At 63.3% G+C, this 15,442-nt stretch carries 15 protein-coding genes; 14 read left to right on the top strand and 1 reads right to left on the bottom strand.

All coding sequences use genetic code 11. The features are described 5' to 3' along the window. Positions 1–175 precede the first annotated feature (175 nt). Positions 176–1,984, top strand: coding sequence for a dipeptide ABC transporter ATP-binding protein (locus B5V02_RS05520; protein ID WP_111543759.1), 1,809 nt, complete (start codon positions 176–178; stop codon positions 1,982–1,984). 119 nt (positions 1,985–2,103) lie between these two features. On the opposite strand, the gene B5V02_RS40430 is transcribed toward B5V02_RS05520, so the two are convergent. After that, positions 2,104–2,721, bottom strand: a complete 618-nt coding sequence (locus tag B5V02_RS40430) for a TetR/AcrR family transcriptional regulator (protein ID WP_167458374.1) — start codon at positions 2,719–2,721, stop codon at positions 2,104–2,106. A 132-nt stretch (positions 2,722–2,853) separates the two neighbouring features. Between B5V02_RS40430 and B5V02_RS05510 the strand changes: the two genes are divergently transcribed. The 13 genes from B5V02_RS05510 (at position 2,854) to B5V02_RS05455 (ending at position 15,442) form a co-directional block, all read left to right on the top strand. Continuing rightward, positions 2,854–4,008: a class I SAM-dependent methyltransferase gene (locus B5V02_RS05510; RefSeq protein ID WP_111543173.1), complete on the top strand. Its 1,155-nt coding sequence runs from the start codon at positions 2,854–2,856 to the stop codon at positions 4,006–4,008. A 168-nt stretch (positions 4,009–4,176) separates the two neighbouring features. Next, the gene (locus tag B5V02_RS41430; protein ID WP_245445717.1) at positions 4,177–4,425 is read left to right on the top strand and encodes a hypothetical protein; all 249 of its coding nucleotides are present in this window, start codon (positions 4,177–4,179) and stop codon (positions 4,423–4,425) included. Positions 4,426–4,647: 222 nt separating this feature from the next. Beyond that, complete coding sequence (locus tag B5V02_RS05500) at positions 4,648–5,994, top strand: multicopper oxidase family protein (RefSeq protein ID WP_425374383.1); 1,347 nt, start codon at positions 4,648–4,650, stop codon at positions 5,992–5,994. A 38-nt stretch (positions 5,995–6,032) separates the two neighbouring features. Then, entirely contained in the window at positions 6,033–6,473 is a 441-nt protein-coding gene (locus B5V02_RS05495; RefSeq protein ID WP_111543171.1) for a DUF411 domain-containing protein, read from the top strand. A gap of 40 nt (positions 6,474–6,513) precedes the next feature. After that, a complete protein-coding gene (locus B5V02_RS05490; protein WP_111543170.1) occupies positions 6,514–6,954 on the top strand; it encodes a DUF411 domain-containing protein in 441 nt (146 codons plus the stop codon). A 12-nt stretch (positions 6,955–6,966) separates the two neighbouring features. Beyond that, a complete protein-coding gene (locus B5V02_RS40025) occupies positions 6,967–7,158 on the top strand; it encodes a hypothetical protein (RefSeq protein ID WP_146606016.1) in 192 nt (63 codons plus the stop codon). Between the two features lie 112 nt (positions 7,159–7,270). Continuing rightward, positions 7,271–7,693: a hypothetical protein gene (locus B5V02_RS05485; RefSeq protein WP_111543169.1), complete on the top strand. Its 423-nt coding sequence runs from the start codon at positions 7,271–7,273 to the stop codon at positions 7,691–7,693. Between the two features lie 299 nt (positions 7,694–7,992). Next, positions 7,993–9,855, top strand: coding sequence for an ABC transporter ATP-binding protein (locus B5V02_RS05480; protein WP_111543168.1), 1,863 nt, complete (start codon positions 7,993–7,995; stop codon positions 9,853–9,855). After that, positions 9,855–11,747 (top strand): ABC transporter ATP-binding protein, encoded by a 1,893-nt coding sequence (locus tag B5V02_RS05475; RefSeq protein WP_111543167.1) that lies wholly within the window; start codon positions 9,855–9,857, stop codon positions 11,745–11,747. The genes B5V02_RS05480 and B5V02_RS05475 overlap by 1 nt, the downstream gene beginning before the upstream one ends. A 197-nt stretch (positions 11,748–11,944) precedes the next feature. Beyond that, positions 11,945–12,637 carry a helix-turn-helix domain-containing protein gene (locus tag B5V02_RS05470; RefSeq protein WP_111543166.1) on the top strand — a complete coding sequence of 231 codons (693 nt, stop codon included), beginning with the start codon at positions 11,945–11,947 and terminating at the stop codon, positions 12,635–12,637. Positions 12,638–12,640: 3 nt separating this feature from the next. Continuing rightward, on the top strand, positions 12,641–13,723 hold the full coding sequence (locus B5V02_RS05465) for an extracellular solute-binding protein (RefSeq protein WP_111543165.1): 1,083 nt from the start codon (positions 12,641–12,643) through the stop codon (positions 13,721–13,723). Positions 13,724–13,748: 25 nt separating this feature from the next. Then, complete coding sequence (locus tag B5V02_RS05460) at positions 13,749–14,657, top strand: ABC transporter permease (protein ID WP_111543164.1); 909 nt, start codon at positions 13,749–13,751, stop codon at positions 14,655–14,657. Beyond that, positions 14,654–15,442: an ABC transporter permease gene (locus tag B5V02_RS05455; RefSeq protein ID WP_111543163.1), complete on the top strand. Its 789-nt coding sequence runs from the start codon at positions 14,654–14,656 to the stop codon at positions 15,440–15,442. Before B5V02_RS05460 ends, B5V02_RS05455 begins: the two co-directional genes overlap by 4 nt.

The raw sequence follows: 15,442 nt of genomic DNA, 5'->3' as shown, positions 1-15,442 counted from the left end.
ATCTGCTCCGGAGACCGTCGTGCTGCTTCGGCAGGCGGCGACAATCTCTCCTGAGCGGTGAAAGGTAGATTGCGTTCCAGCTTTATTCGAGTAATTTTATAGAGATTATGTATTGCGAAAGCGGAAGCGATTGCCCTCGATGGCGGCGCTCGAAGAAAGTGGTTTCAAGCTCCCAATGTCCTCCTCGGTTCTGAACGTAGACCAGCTTTCCATCACCTATGACGGGCGCAACGGATCGCATCCCGCCGTCAGCGGCGTGTCGCTGCACATAGGCGAAGGCGAAGCGCTCGGCCTGGTCGGCGAGTCCGGATCGGGCAAAAGCTCGGTGGCGCTCGCCATCCTGCGCTATCTGCCGAAGAACGCCCGCATCGCGGCGTCAGCACTGGAATTCCAGGGCCGCGAAATCCGCGATCTTTCCGCCGAGCAGCTGCGCCAGCTGCGGGGAAATCACATCGCGGCCGTCTACCAGCACCCGGGTGCTGCCCTCAACCCAAGCATGACGATCGGCCGGCAGATCACCGAGACCATCATGCGGCATCGCCCGGTCCGCCATGACGAGGCCCGCGCGCGCGCCGCCGAACTGCTCGGGCGCGTTCGCGTAAGCCATCCGGACCGGGTGCTGGGCCTCTATCCGCACGAACTTTCCGGCGGCATGCAGCAGCGCGCCAACATCGCCATTGCCATTGCGCTCGACCCGTCGCTGCTGGTGCTGGATGAGCCGACGACGGCGCTCGACGCCAGCGTCCAGTCGGAGATCATTGCCATCCTGCACGACCTGCGCAAGGATCACAAAACCAGCGTTCTGTTGATCAGCCACGACATCAACATGATCCGCCGGTCCTGCGACCGGGTGGCGGTGATGCAGTCGGGAACGGTGGTCGAAAGCGGCGCCGCCACTGAGGTCTTCGACAACCCAACCCATGCCTATACAAAGGCGCTCATCGCCTCGATCCCCGCCCTCAACTACACCAAGCGGGACGGCAGGCTGGCGGAGACGGACGGACCCGGTCTGCCAGCGGCAGCCCAGGATGAAGACGCCGGCGCGCGGAAAGAACGCCAGATCGCGATCGCCTGCAAAGGCATCAGCCATGCCTTCGGCACCCAGCCAGTACTGCACGATATCGATCTCGACATAGGCCAGGGCGAGACGTTCGGGCTGATCGGCGAATCCGGTTCCGGCAAGTCGACCTTGGCAAGGATCGTCACCGGCCTGCAGACGCCAAGCGCCGGATCGGTCGAGCTGTTCGGCAGGACGGTCGCGCCGCGCGTCGAGAAAAGAAACCTTGCTGAAGGCCGCGACGTGCAGATGGTCTTCCAGTCGCCCGATCGCACGCTCAATCCACGCCAGCGGATCGGCAGGATCCTCGGCCGTCCGCTGCGCCGGCTCGCCGGCCTGCGCCGCAGCGAGGTGAGAGCGCGCGTCAGCGACCTCTTGCAGTCAGTCCGCCTCGCTGGCACCACGGCCGAGCAGAAGTCGCGATCGCTGTCCGGCGGCCAGCGGCAACGGGCGGCCATCGCACGGGCCTTCGCCGGCGTGCCGAAGGTCGTCGTGCTCGACGAACCCACCTCGGCGCTCGACGTCTCCGTCCAGGCGACGGTTCTCAACCTGCTCAACGACCTGCAGCGCGACAAGGACACGACCTATCTGTTCATCAGCCACGACCTCCGGGTCGTGCGCTACATGGCCGATAGGATCGGCGTGCTCTATCGCGGCCGTCTGGTTGAAACCGGTTCATCCGACCAGATCTTCCAGGGCCCCAATCACCCCTACACGCAACTGCTCCTGGCCGCGTCCTCCGATGAGGCCGTGCCAAAACTATCCGCTCAAGTCGGGATCGAGGCAGCCGGTATCCCGAACACGGGATGTTCCTTCGCCGACCGCTGCCCTCTGGTGCTGCCAGACTGCAGAAAAGCAGGGCCGCCCGCCAGAGAGATCGCGGCCGGCCACCTCATCGCTTGCTGGCGGCGCGGTCAGGGTTCGTGAACGGATCGCCGGCGGTCCAAAGGCCTGTAGCAGCAGGTTTCCGTTCAGGCGCAGTGCGATGCCGCTTGCGAGGCGTCTGAAACTTCGCATCAATCTACACGGCGGTAGCTTCCGCCCTATTACCGTTCGGCGTTGCTATCGATGTTCGATATCGGACCATCGAAAGCGGCGACGATCGCGGGGATCGTCAAGCGCCGGAAAATCGTGTCGACTTCCGCAGGCGACAGCCTTGATTTGCGATCCATCCACCAGGCCAGGACCGACATCAGGGCGCCAACCACGAACTGGATCAGCGCGCTTCGAGGGATTTGTCCGTCGTTGGCGGCGGGGGCGATGGCTGCAAGGTCCTGGCTCACCAGGTCGGCGAGCAGCGCTCGCATCCGGTTCATGACGATGGCGGATCCCCGCTCCCCGACCAGAACGCGATAGATGTCGCGGAAGCTCTGCGCATGTTCGAAGAGCGCCAGGCTGAAGCCGAGGCAACGCTGGCCAACGTCTCCTTCTTCGGCAAGTGCTGCTTGCTGGTGCGCTGTCAGCAGCGCGCGCAGTTCCGCCAGTCCGTTGGTGAGCAGATCCTCCTTGCTTTTGTAGTGCGCATAAAAGGTCGAACGGCCGACATTCGCACGCTCGACGATGTCCTTGATCGTCACCGCCTCGTAGCCTTTTTCAAGCACCAGCGCGACCAGTGCCTGGTGCAGCGCATCGCGCGAGCGCTGGATACGGCGGTCTTCTTTCATGCGTGCGCGCTACCCGGCCATTGGCCCTGTTTCGTCCGTTACCGGACATTTCGTGCCTCAAGTTCATGTTCAAATTATCAGTCATCGTGTCCGATAACTGCCGTTCTGTCCAGAAAATCGAGGAGGCCAGCCATGGCAACAAGAGACACACCAGGTACCCACAGCCATGGCCATCTGTGGCTCGTCGGCTTGATCGGCGTGGCGGCGGGGCTACTCTTGCTGATTTATGTCCCGTCTCTGCCAGCCGTCTCCGGGACAATTCTGCTCTTCGGCGGCTTTCATCTGGTCGGCGCCCTGGTGCTGCTGGCTTCGCTCTATGTCATGGCCGGGAACAGGCTCGCCGGACGCCTGCCCGGCCGGAAACGCCGGCAGGATACAGCGAATTTCGATTTCGGCTGGGCGCCGGCCTGGGCGCTCGGGCCGTGGATCGCGGCGCTGATCCTGGCCGCAATCGCGGTCGCCGTTCAGGTCGCGACACCGGCCTATTGGCCGCTCGCCATGGTGCTGACGCTGCTTGCGGCGAACTTCTTCGCCGGCGGTCTCATTGCCCGCACCGTAGGACGCTACGAGCATGCGGCGCTGCCGATGGTTGACCTACTGCCGTGCGACGCAGGTGTGGTCCTGGATGCAGGATGCGGCGCCGGCCGAACCACGATCGCGCTCGGCCGCGCGCTCCGGAATGGAAGGGTCGTCGCGCTCGACCGCTTCGATTCGAACTATATCGAAGGCGGCGGCCGGGCGTTGCTCGAACAGAATCTGCGGCTTGCCGGCCTGACCGCGCGCGTTGACATCGAACTTGGCGACCTGACTGCGCTACCCTTCCCGGAAGGCCGCTTTGACGCCGCCGTCAGCGCTCATGCGATTGATCATCTCGGCTCGCAAAAGGAACAGGGGCTGCGTGAGGTCTTGCGCGTCTTGAAACCGGGCGGGCGTTTCCTTCTCGTCGTCTGGGTGCCCGGATGGACGATGTTTGCGATCGTCAGTGTGCTTGCGCTGCTTTTCTCGGGCAAAGGCGCCTGGCGGCGGATGGCGGCGAGCGCAGGGTTCGAACTGTGCGACGAAGGCATGCTCAACGGCAACTGGTTTGTCGTGCTCAAGAAGCCGATTGGTGCAAGCCGCCTTCAGCGAGGTGAGGCAGAATTCCATCGGTTGCCAGGCGCCAGCACACCGATGACCTGGTGGCTCGGCCGGCCGTGCCGCCGTCGCCGGTCGATGCGATGTTCAGGCACAGTGCGACGCCGTCATTGTCGCAGCAATGGAATCCGGCTTGCAAATGCCGTCTGTTGAGGTCAGCCTACCCGGATGATGGCACGCTGGTCGCCAAAACATGTCCTTGTCATTCTGCTCGCGGTATTCTTGACCGCCGGGTTCGGCCTGTCTGCCGCTCAGACGAGCGTCATGTCGGCGAAGATGATGATGACGACTGGCATGACCATGCCCGCTGCCGACACAAGCATGGCCAAGATGGCCGACACCGCCATGAATGGCGATTGCAACGCGTGCCTCAAGGGCGCCGCCGACAGCGGCAAACCGATGCAATGTCCGCCGACCTGCATCGCACCGGTGCTCGCGGTGTTGCCGCTTGAGTTCGCGGTGACGACCGTAGTCCGGACATCGCTGCCGTCGGCGCTGCCGATGCCGTTCCTTCACGGGCGAAGTTCCTTGCCCGATCCCTTCCCTCCCAAATCCATCGATCTCGTCTGACGCAGTTTCAGCCGTCCCGCGGCTGATTTCTGGCGTTTGATTGCCGCTGGCGCTTTGCGCCGGCGAGCACACAGCAATTCGACGTCGAGAGGCTCGCCGTCGATCGAGATCGCAAAGGGCTTGAGAGTGAGTATCGATTTCAATCTTTCCATTTCACGCCGCAGGTTTGTCCTCGCGGCGGCGGGCGTCGCGGCGGCCACCGTAGCGCGTCCCGCATCGTCGATGGCATCCGCCGTCGACGAGCGCCGCATCAGGGTCGCGCCGGGCCAGGCCAGGTTCACCGGCTCCAGCGGCCCGCTTACTCCTGTCTGGGCCTATGACGGGACGGTCCCCGGTCCGATGCTGCGCTTACGCCAGGGCGAACCCGCTCGCATCATCGTCGAGAATGGCCTGGACGAGGAAACCACGGTCCATTGGCATGGCATCCGCCTGCAAAACGCCATGGACGGCGTGCCCGGCCTGACACAGCCGCCGATCAAGCCGGGGACAAGTTTCGTCTATGAATTCACGCCACCCGACGCCGGTACCTTCTGGTACCATCCGCATGCCAACAGCCTTGTGCAGCTCGGCCGCGGCCTAGCCGGCGCCCTCATTGTCGAGGAGGCTGAACCCATTGCTGTCGACCGCGACCTCTTGTGGTTGCTGCAAGACTGGCGGCTTGCCGCCGACGCGCAGATGGCGCCCGGCTTCGGCAGCGCGATGGACGCGGCGATGTCAGGCCGCATCGGCAATATCGTCACCATCAACGGCACGGTTCCAATCGATCAGCGCGTGATCGCTGGGGAGCGGATCAGGCTGCGCTTGGCCAATGCCTCGCTCGCCCGCATCATGGCGCTGCGCTTCGAGGGCCACCGCCCGGTCGTCGTGGCGATCGACGGTCAGCCCTGCGACCCGCACGAACTTGAAGACGGCCGTGTTGTTCTTGCGCCTGCTATGCGCATCGATGTCGTGATCGACATGCAGGGCGACCCGGGCAAGCGCTACGCGGTGATCGACGATTACTATGACGGTCTCGCCTACAAGCTGACCACGCTTGCCTATGACACCGCATCGCCGCTGCGGACCCGTCCTCTCGACGCCCCGCTTGGCCTGCCGCGCAATCCCTTGCCTGAACCCGACCTTGCCGAGGCCGAGCGACAGGAGATCGTCCTGCAAGGCGGCATGATGGGTGGCGGCAAGCTCGCCGGCGTCGGCGGCATGATGGGCATGGCGACACCCGGCATGAATGGCGGCGCGGCCTGGGCGATCAACGGCATGTCGATGACCGGTGACGGCCACGCCGGCATGGCGCCGCGGTTCACGCTGAAACGCGGCACCACTTGTCATCTCACCATGCGCAACGAAACCGCGTGGTGGCATCCAATGCACATCCACGGTTTCAGCATGTCCGTACTTTCCCGCAACGGTTCGCCCGTGCCGAACCGGACATGGCAGGACACGGTGCTGCTTGCCCCCAAGGATACGATCGAATGCGCCTTCGTCGCCGACAATCCCGGCGACTGGATGCTGCACTGCCATGTCGCCGACCATCAGATGGCCGGCCTCATGACGGTGTTTCGAGTGACCTGACCCTTTTCGCCAATCAACGTCAATCAAGGAGAACCGCAATGAAACGGACTTACTACCTCGCCGCCCTCACCATCGCGATCGCGATGCCGCTGCCTGCCGTTGCCGCCACGATCAACGCGGTGATGTACAAGAACCCGAGCTGCAGCTGCTGCGAGACCTACGCCGCCTATCTCGAAAAGAACGGCTTCACGGTTGAACTGAAGCCATCCAACGATCTGGACCAGATCAGCGCCGGCCTTGGCGTTCCCGAGAAATTGCAGGGCTGCCATTCCGTGGTGATCGGCGACTACGTGGTCGATGGTTTCGTGCCGGTCGACCTGATCAAGAAGATGCTGGCGGAACGTCCTGAAATCACAGGCATCGCCATGCCGGGTATGCCGATGGGTTCGCCGGGAATGGGCGGCCAGAAAACCGAGTCCTGGACGATCTACGCCTTCACCAAGGATGGCAAGGCGCCAACCGTCTACGCAACCGAGTGACGGCCACATCGATCTCATTTTTCACTCAAGGAGAACTCAAATGAAACGGACTTATTCCCTCACCGCCCTCATCGTCGCGATCGCTATGCCGCTGCCTGCTGTCGCGGCGACCATCAACGCGGTGATGTACAAGAACCCGCAATGCAGCTGCTGCGAGTCCTATGCCAATTATCTCGAACACAACGGCTTCAAGGTCGACATCAAGCCCGTCAACAACCTGTCCCAGATCAGCAGCGATGCGGGCGTGCCGGCCGACCTCGAAGGCTGCCACACGCTGATGGTCGACGGCTATGTGGTCGACGGGCTGGTGCCGGTCGATATCGTCAAGAAACTGTTGACCGAACGGCCTGCCATCACCGGCATCACGCTGGCCGGCATGCCGACCGGCGCTCCCGGCATGGGTGGCGAGAAGGCTGGCCCTTTCATCGTCTACGCCTTCACCAAGGACGGTAAGGCGCCTACCGTCTACGCGACCGACTGAAAGGCAACCGCGATGTCTGCCGATATGTCGGATTGCCCTGCCAGAACCTGGCTCGCGATGATGTTCCTGTCCGTCGCCGGCTTTCTTGTGCTGCTGGTCCTGCTGCTCGCCATAGCCGCGCTCGGAAAATACTTGCTGTCGGGTCGTCGAACCACGGTCGGCGGCGTGGACTTGCTGCCCGAGTCGAAGGAGCGGCAACCATGAAGATAGTCGCTCTCGCCGCGGATGGGTGCTTCCTCGCATACAAGTACATTCGTTAGTGCTAATATATTCTAGTCATGCACATTCGTTCGTGACGAACATATGGGAGGACGCGATGAAAACCATGAATCGCAGGTCTGCAATTGCTCTCGGTGTGACGGCTGCCGCGATAACGCCTCTGTTCACCCTGGTGGCGTCCGCGAAGGCCAAGAAATACGGCCCGAAGGATGGCAAGGAGATTGCGCCCGGCGTCAGGGTGGTAGAGGTCGGCACCGGCAACGCCGACATTCCCGCCTACAAGAGCATCTCGATTGTCGACGTGGTCTTTCAGCCCGGAGCACACGCACCTCAAAGTGTGATGGACAACGACATGGTCTGCACGATTACTTCCGGCGCATTCACCATCAAGAAGGTAGACAAGGAATTCAAGCTCAAGACGGGTGACATGTACACGTGCGCCAAGGGCAAGACCGACGAGTCGACGAATACAAGCAAGGAGGTCGGCGTGCATCGTATCGCCATCTTGATACCTGCATAGCACTGGAATTCCGGAAGAACGGACGGTTGCACACCCGTCCGGCCGTCGCTTGCGCATCGCCGGCTGCTGGCCTCGTCGGCTAACGCTTTCAGCAAGGTGGGCAGGACCGCTTGCCAGGCGTCTGCTGGCGCTCCTGCCCGGCCATGCATCGGGCCGCATGCCCGCTTTCGTTCAGGCACAGTGCGATGCCGTCATTGGCTCTTGAACGGCCAAGCCGGACCCGCGTAACATCGCGCCACCTGGACTGAGTCTGCTTCATTCGTCCGAGCTAATGCCCGGATTGGTTTGGATATTTTCCTTTGAATACGCTAGCAATTGGCGGCGCGCCGGAGCGCGGCAAATCGTTTGCCCATGTGGCGGAAGCCTCGTGGGGCAAGGGCCTCAGCACCTTGCTCCGTATCGTGCGCATGACGCTGCGCCACCCCTGGCAAGTCGCGATCACCCTCGCCTCGACCTTCATCGCCGCAACGCTGCAGCTTTTCATTCCACGCTTGCTGGGACGCGCCATCGACCAGGCGCAGGGCGTCATGGCCGCGGGCGCCGGTGCCGCGGCGGAACATGCGCTGTGGAACACGGCGCTCACACTGCTCGTCGTCAGCATCCTGCGCGGTCTCTTCACCATGGCGCAGAACTATTACGGCGAGGCCGTTGGCCATCGGACCGGCTATGAACTGCGCCTGGCTTTCTACGAGAAGATCCAGCGCCTGAGCTTCTCCTACCACGACAGGGTTCACACCGGCGATCTGATCACGCTTGGGCTGCTCGATCTCGACGGGGTGCGCATGTTCTTTTCCACCGGCATCCTGCGCGTCGTCCTACTCGGCGTGCTGATCGGCGTCGGCGCCTATCTGCTGATCAGCACCGATCTGGTGCTCGGGCTGCTCAGCCTGAGCTTCGTGCCGTTTGTCGCCTGGCGATCCTCGGTCACCCAGCTGGCGCTGCGCAGCACCTGGCTGACTTTGCAGCAGCGACTGTCGGTGCTGAGCCGGGTGATGGACGAGAACCTCGGGGGCATCCGTGTCGTGCGCGCCTTTGCGGCGCAGCGGCACGAGCTGGAGAAATTCGACCGCGCCAAGCAGGATGCGCTCGACCTTGCCAATGAGCGCGTCGACATCCGCGTCGGCAACACCAGTGCCATGAACTTCTCGTTCCTGGCCGCCATGGGCCTGGTGCTCTGGTTCGGCGGCCAGAAGGTGATTGCCGGCCAAATCAGCGTCGGCACGCTGGCCCAGTTCCTCACCTTCATGACCATCCTACAGATGCCGGTGCGTCAGCTCGGCCTGATGGTCAACTCGTTCGCGCGCGCCTCGACCTGCGGCACCCGCCTGTTCGAACTCCTCGACGCCGAACTCGACATCAAGGACGCGCCCGGCGCCAGGGACCTCGTCGTCACTGACGGCGTGCTGCGTTTCGACAATGTCGGCTTCCGCTACGCGAGCGCGGGCGACCGCCCGACGCTGTCCGGCATTTCCTTCGAGGCGAGGTCCGGCGAGACGATCGGCATCGTCGGCCCGCCGGGCAGCGGCAAGTCGACCATCGCGCATCTGATCCCGCGCTTCTACGACGTCACGTCAGGCAGCATTACCATCGACGGCCAGGACATCAGCAAGGTCACGCTGCAATCGCTGCGCAGGGCCGTCGGCGTCGTGCAGCAGGACGCGTTCCTGTTCACCACCTCGATCGAGAACAACATCGCCTATGGCAACCCCTGGGCGCGCGAGACCCGCATCGGACAGGCGGCCGAGTTCGCCCAGTTGCACAACTACATCATCGGACTTCCCGCCGGCTACACCACGGTCGTCGGTGAACGCGGCGCCTCGCTGTCCGGCGGCCAGCGGCAGCGCCTGACCATCGCGCGCAGCCTGATGCTACGGCCATCGGTGCTGGTCTTCGACGATTCCACCGCGGCCATCGACGCCGGCACCGAGCAGCGCATCCGGGCGGCGATGAAGCGCTTCGCCAAGGACCGCGTGACGCTGATCATCTCGCACCGGCTGAGCTCGCTGATGCATGCCGACCAGATCCTGTTCGTCGAAAGCGGCCGGATCGTCGAGCGCGGCACGCATGAGGAGCTGCTGGCGCTCGGTGGGCGCTATCGCGCGCTCTACGACCTGCAGCTGCGGCCGGACGATGACCGGCCCGCGGTGGTGGGAGCCGCGTGATGTCGACGCAGAGCGACGACGAGAAGGAAGACACCAGCGGGCGGCCGACAAAGGCTGTCGTCGGCTCGCATCGCGACGAGGAAGAGGTTTTCGGCAAGGCCTATGATCCACGCATCGTGCGGCGGATCTGGAGCTTCGTGAAACCGTATCAGAGCCGGATTTTCATCTCGGTCGCCGCGGTGCTGGTGTTCACGCTGACCCAGCTGGCGATCCCGCTGGTCATCCGCTACGCCATCGACCACGGCATGGCGGCGGGCAGGCTCGACCAGTCGGTGATGATCTGGGCGATCAGCGCTTTCACGCTGATCATCCTCATCAACTATGCCGCCAGCCATGTGCAGGAAAGCGTCGTCGGCAAGGTCGCCGAGAACGTGCTGTCGGACCTGCGCCGCGCCATGTTCAGCCATCTGCAGCGAGTCTCGCTGAGCTTCATGGACAAGACCGAGGTCGGCCGGCTGATGTCGCGCCTGCAGGGCGACGTCAACTCGATGCAGGAATTCCTTGAGACGTCGGTGATGTCGGTGGGCGACATCGTGCTGTTGTTCGGCATCGTCAGCGTCCTTTTGTGGCTCGATTTCCGGCTCGGGCTGCTGACGCTGTCAACCATGCCGGTGCTGTTCATCGTGCGCCTGTTCTGGCTGCCGCGCGCCAAGGTTGCCTTCATGGCCGCGCACGAGACCAACTCGATCGCCAACGGCGCGCTGGCCGAAGGCATCCATGGCGTGCGCACGGTGCAGAGCCTCGAGCGCCAGCATGTCAATTTCGACCTCTACGACGAGAAGGTGCTGGCCAATCTCAATGCCCATTTGACGTCGGCGAAATATGCGCAGGTGATGGTGCCGATCGTCGACACGCTGACCGGCATCGCCATGGCGACAGTCATCGTTGTCGGCGGTTCGATGGTGCTCTCGCACAGCCTCGACGTCGGCGTCATGGTGGCGTTCCTGTTCTACATCCAGCGCTTCTTCGACCCGATCCGCTCGCTCACCATGCAGTACAGCGTCATGCAGCGCGCCATGGCCTCGGGCCAGCGCATCTCCGAAGTGCTCGACGTGCCGGTGGATGTCAGCGACAAGGACAGAGCTGTGGCGCTGTCGCGCGACATGGACGGCTCGGTCGAGTTCAGGAACGTCACCTTCGGCTACCGGCAGAACCAGCCAGTGCTGAAGAACATCTCCTTCCGCGTCAATCCCGGCGAGACCGTCGCACTGGTCGGCCCAACCGGGTCGGGCAAGTCGAGCTCGATGGCGCTGGTGCACCGCTTCTACGATGTCTGGTCAGGCCAGGTCCTGGTCGGCGGCCACGACGTGCGCGACCTGACCCAGGATTCGCTCGGCGATCAGGTGGCCATGGTGCTGCAGGAGCCGTTCCTGTTCTCCGGCTCGGTGCTGGAAAACATCCGCTATCACAAGACCGGCGCCAGCCGCGAGGAGGTGGTTCGTGCTGCACAGGCCGTCGGTGCGCACGACTTCATCGAGAACCTGGCCGACGGCTACGACACCGAGCTCGAACAGCGCGGCGGCAATCTCTCGCTCGGCCAGCGCCAGTTGATCAGTTTCGCGCGGGCGCTGGTCGCCGACGCCAAGATCCTCGTCCTCGACGAAGCCACGGCCAGAATCGATTCCTACACCGAGATGCTGATCCAGAAGGCACTGATAAAACTGCTGGAAGGCCGCACCGGGCTGGTCATCGCCCACCGGCTGGCCACCATCCGCGGCGCCGACCGCATCATCGTGCTGCAGAACGGCGAGATCGTCGAAAGCGGCAACCACGAACAGCTGATGGCACGAAAAGGCCTCTACGCCCGCCTCTACAACATGAACTACGCCTCATTCGACGACATTTCCGAAGGCGAGCTGGAACTGGACGCGGCGGTCGGCAAGGCGACGTGATCAGGTTCGCCGACGACGGCAGCCCGATTTTTTGGCTTCAGGGCTGGCGGTGGTTTTCGATCGCCAGACCAAGGCCGGCGTCCTCGGGCGGCAAGCACCTAGACATCAGCATGGGCAGTGATTTTCAGGTGCCAGGCGAATCCGCTTGCCATGACGAGGTTCACTTAATAGCATGTTAAGTGAACCCTGAGATCGCCATGAAAATTGCCGAGGATCACATCCCAGACGACAGCGCCACGTCCAGCGCGGAAGCGCGCCGGTCGACGGTGTTGGGCAATCGCATCAAGGACTATCGCACCGCGCGGCGCCTGACGTTGCGCCAGCTCGGCGACATGATCGGCACCACCGCCAGTTTCCTGAGCCAGCTCGAGCGCGGCCTTTCGGGAGCCAACACCAGCACGCTGATGCTGATCGCCAATGCGCTCGGCATCGGCCTCGCCGATCTTTTCGACGATTGCGAAGTGTCGCCGCACGCGGTGCTGACACGCGCCGAGCGGCCGGCGCTGCCGACGAGCGAAGGCTACCGCAAGACATTGCTGTCGCGCCGGCCAATCCGTGAGATGGAAGTCTATTGCGGCGAATTCGCCGTCGGCGGCTCGACCGGCGACCTGCCCTACACGCATGGCAACGCGCACGAAATGTTCCTCGTGCTGCGCGGCCGCGTGCAACTGACGCTCGGCGACGAGAGCTTCATCCTCGAAGAGGGCGACAGCATCGAATATGCGACCTCGACGCCGCACAGGACCATCAACGTCGGCAATACGGTGGCCGAAGTGCTGTGGATCATCGCGCCGCCGACAAGCGGCGCCGTCGATCTCGACCAATATGTAGCCCGGAAACCACTCGCAGCCGGGTTGCCAAAATCAAACAGCGAGTCATCGGAGGGTTAGAAAATGGGAAGCAGATCAATAGTGGCCGGATTTCTCAGTGCCGCCGCACTGGCCATGATTACAGCCGCCGCGGCTCATGCGCAGAGCGCGCCGCCGGCAGGCACCGTGGTGGACGGTTCGCTGAAGGGAAAGACACTGACCTTCGTCTCCTATGGCGGCATCTACCAGGACGGCCAGGTCGCCGCCCTCAAGGAGTTCGTCGACAAGACTGGCGTCAAGCTGCTGAACGATGGGCCGACCGAAATCGCCAAGCTTCAGGCGCAGGTCGAGTCTGGCAATGTGACCTGGGACGTCGTCGACACCGACGATTTTCCGCCATTCGTGCATTGCGGAAAGCTGTTCCAGAAGCTCGACCTGACCAAGCTGGACGTTTCGCACATCCCGGCCGGACAGGTCGGCGAATGCAGCGTGCCGGCGATGAACTACGGCACCGTCCTGATGTACAAGAACGCGACCTACAAGGACAATCCGCCGAAGGACTGGAAGGATTTCTTCGACACCAAGAAATTCCCCGGCACGCGCGCCATCGATGGCAGTGGCAGCCCGATCGGCGGCCTGATCGAACAGGCCATCCTGGCTGACGGCGGCTCGGTCGACAACATGACCCCGGCCGACATCGACAAGGGCATCGCCAAGATCAAGGCGATCGGTCCGGACACGATCTTCTGGAAGACAGGCGCCGAGTCCCAGCAGCTTGCCGAATCCGGCGAAGCCGACATGATCATCATGTGGACCGGCCGCGCCATGACGGCGGTCAAGAACGGCGCTGCCTATACGCCGGTGTGGAAGGACTGGCTGGTCGTCATGGATCAGCTGACCATCCCGGTCGGGGCCAAGGACACCGACGCCTCCTACGCGCTGATCAACGCCTATCTCGGCAAGAAGTCGCAGGAGATCCTGACCGAGCAGACGTCTTACTCGCCGATCAACACCGAAGCACAGCCCAAGGTGGACGCTTCCGTCGCGGCCTTCCTGACCAACACGCCGGAACACGCCAAGCAGGGCTACCAGCAGAACATCAAGTTCTGGGTCGCCAATTTCGCGACAGCGTCCGACAAGTGGACGGCGCTGATGGCTGGCAACTGAGCCGGCTGAACGCCAAGGTGAAGGCGTGAGCCAGACATCGCATACGCTGGCGGCCGGGGGTGAAAATCCCCGGCCGGTGGGTGCCGAGCAGGGGCCGCAACGGGGCCTGCGGCTTGCCGCCTATCCTTCGCTGCTGGCGATGCCGGCCTTGCTCCTGCTCATCGCGGCGATGGGCTATCCGCTGCTGACCGTCACGCTGCGCAGTTTCTCGGATCCCGCCTGGGGAATGCAGAACTACGTCTGGTTCTTTTCCACGCCGGTGAACGTCACCGTCCTGTGGCGCACCTTTTCCATCGCCGCCTGGGTCACCATCGTCTGCGTCATCGCCGCCTACCCCTATGCCTATCTCATGACAGCGGTCGGACCGCGCATGCGGCTCGTCCTCATCCTGTGCGTCCTGGTGCCGTTCTGGGTCAGCGGCGTGGTGCGCACACTGGCATGGGTGATCCTGCTGCAGGATTCCGGCATCATCAATTCCGTCATCAGGCTGCTCGGATTTGATACCGTGAAGCTGATCCGCACGCAGACCGGCGTGGTGATCGGCATGGCGCAGGTGCTGCTGCCGTTCATGATCCTGCCGCTCTATTCGGTCATGCGCGGTATCGACCTGCGCCTCGTGCAGGCAGCGCGCAGCCTCGGCGCGCGGCCCTCGCTGGCCTTCCTGCAAATCTACCTGCCGCTGTCGCTGCCCGGTGTTTTCGCCGGCGCCATCATCGTCTTCATCCTGTCGCTCGGCTTCTACATCACGCCGGCACTGCTCGGCGGACCCCGTAGCACCATGCTGTCGACGCTGGTGCAGAGCCAGGTGCTCAGCTTGCTCAACTGGGGCCGCGGCGGCGCCATGGGTGTCGTACTGCTGGTCGCGACCTTCGTGCTTCTGGCGCTCGCCGCGCCGCTGATGCGCCAGCGCCACAAGCAGGCGTCCAGATCATGAGACTGGCGCCGTTCCGCATTCTGCTCGGCCTGTTCTGCCTGCTGGTCGCCGTGTGGCTGGTGATGCCGACGCTGGTCATCATCCCGATGTCGTTCAACGAGAAGAAATCGCTTGCCTTCCCGCCGTCCGGCTTTTCCTGGCAGTGGTACGAGAATTTCTTCACCAACCCGGACTGGCTGGCGAGCTTCTTCAATTCGCTAAGGGTCGCGGGCCTCGTCGCCGTCGCCGCCACACTGATCGGCACGCTGGCGGCGCTCGGCCTCAGCCGCATGAAACATGCCGGCGCCGGCCTACTGCGCGCCGTCCTGATCACGCCGATGATCGTGCCCGGCGTGGTGCTGGCGATCGGCATCTATGCCGTCTATCTCGACTACCAGCTTGTCGGCACCACCACCGGCTTCGTCGTCGCGCACACAATGCTGGCGATCCCCTTCGTCATCATCGCGGTGTCGGCGAGCCTCGAAGTCTTCGACGTGCGGCTGGAGACGGCAGCGGCAAGCCTTGGCGCCAACCGCTTCACCGCGTTCCGCACCGTGACCTTGCCGCTGATTGCGCCCGGCATCCTGTCGGGGCTGCTGTTTGCCTTCGTCACCTCCTTCGATGAAATCATCGTCGCGCTGTTCATCACCAGCCCCTACTTGAAGACTTTGCCGGTGCAGATTTTCACCAGCATCACCCGCGATGCCGACCCGACGGTGACGGCGGTCGGAACGATCATCTTCATTGCAACGACGCTGGTGATCAGTGCCGGGCTGATCATCAGCTCGAAATCGACGAGGAGTTGA

Origin of the sequence: Mesorhizobium kowhaii, from assembly GCF_003253745.1 — a bacterium.
GTDB lineage: Bacteria > Pseudomonadota > Alphaproteobacteria > Rhizobiales > Rhizobiaceae > Mesorhizobium > Mesorhizobium kowhaii.
The sequence above is the reverse complement of the archived record's forward strand: the minus strand, read 5'-3'. Positions and strand labels throughout refer to the sequence as shown.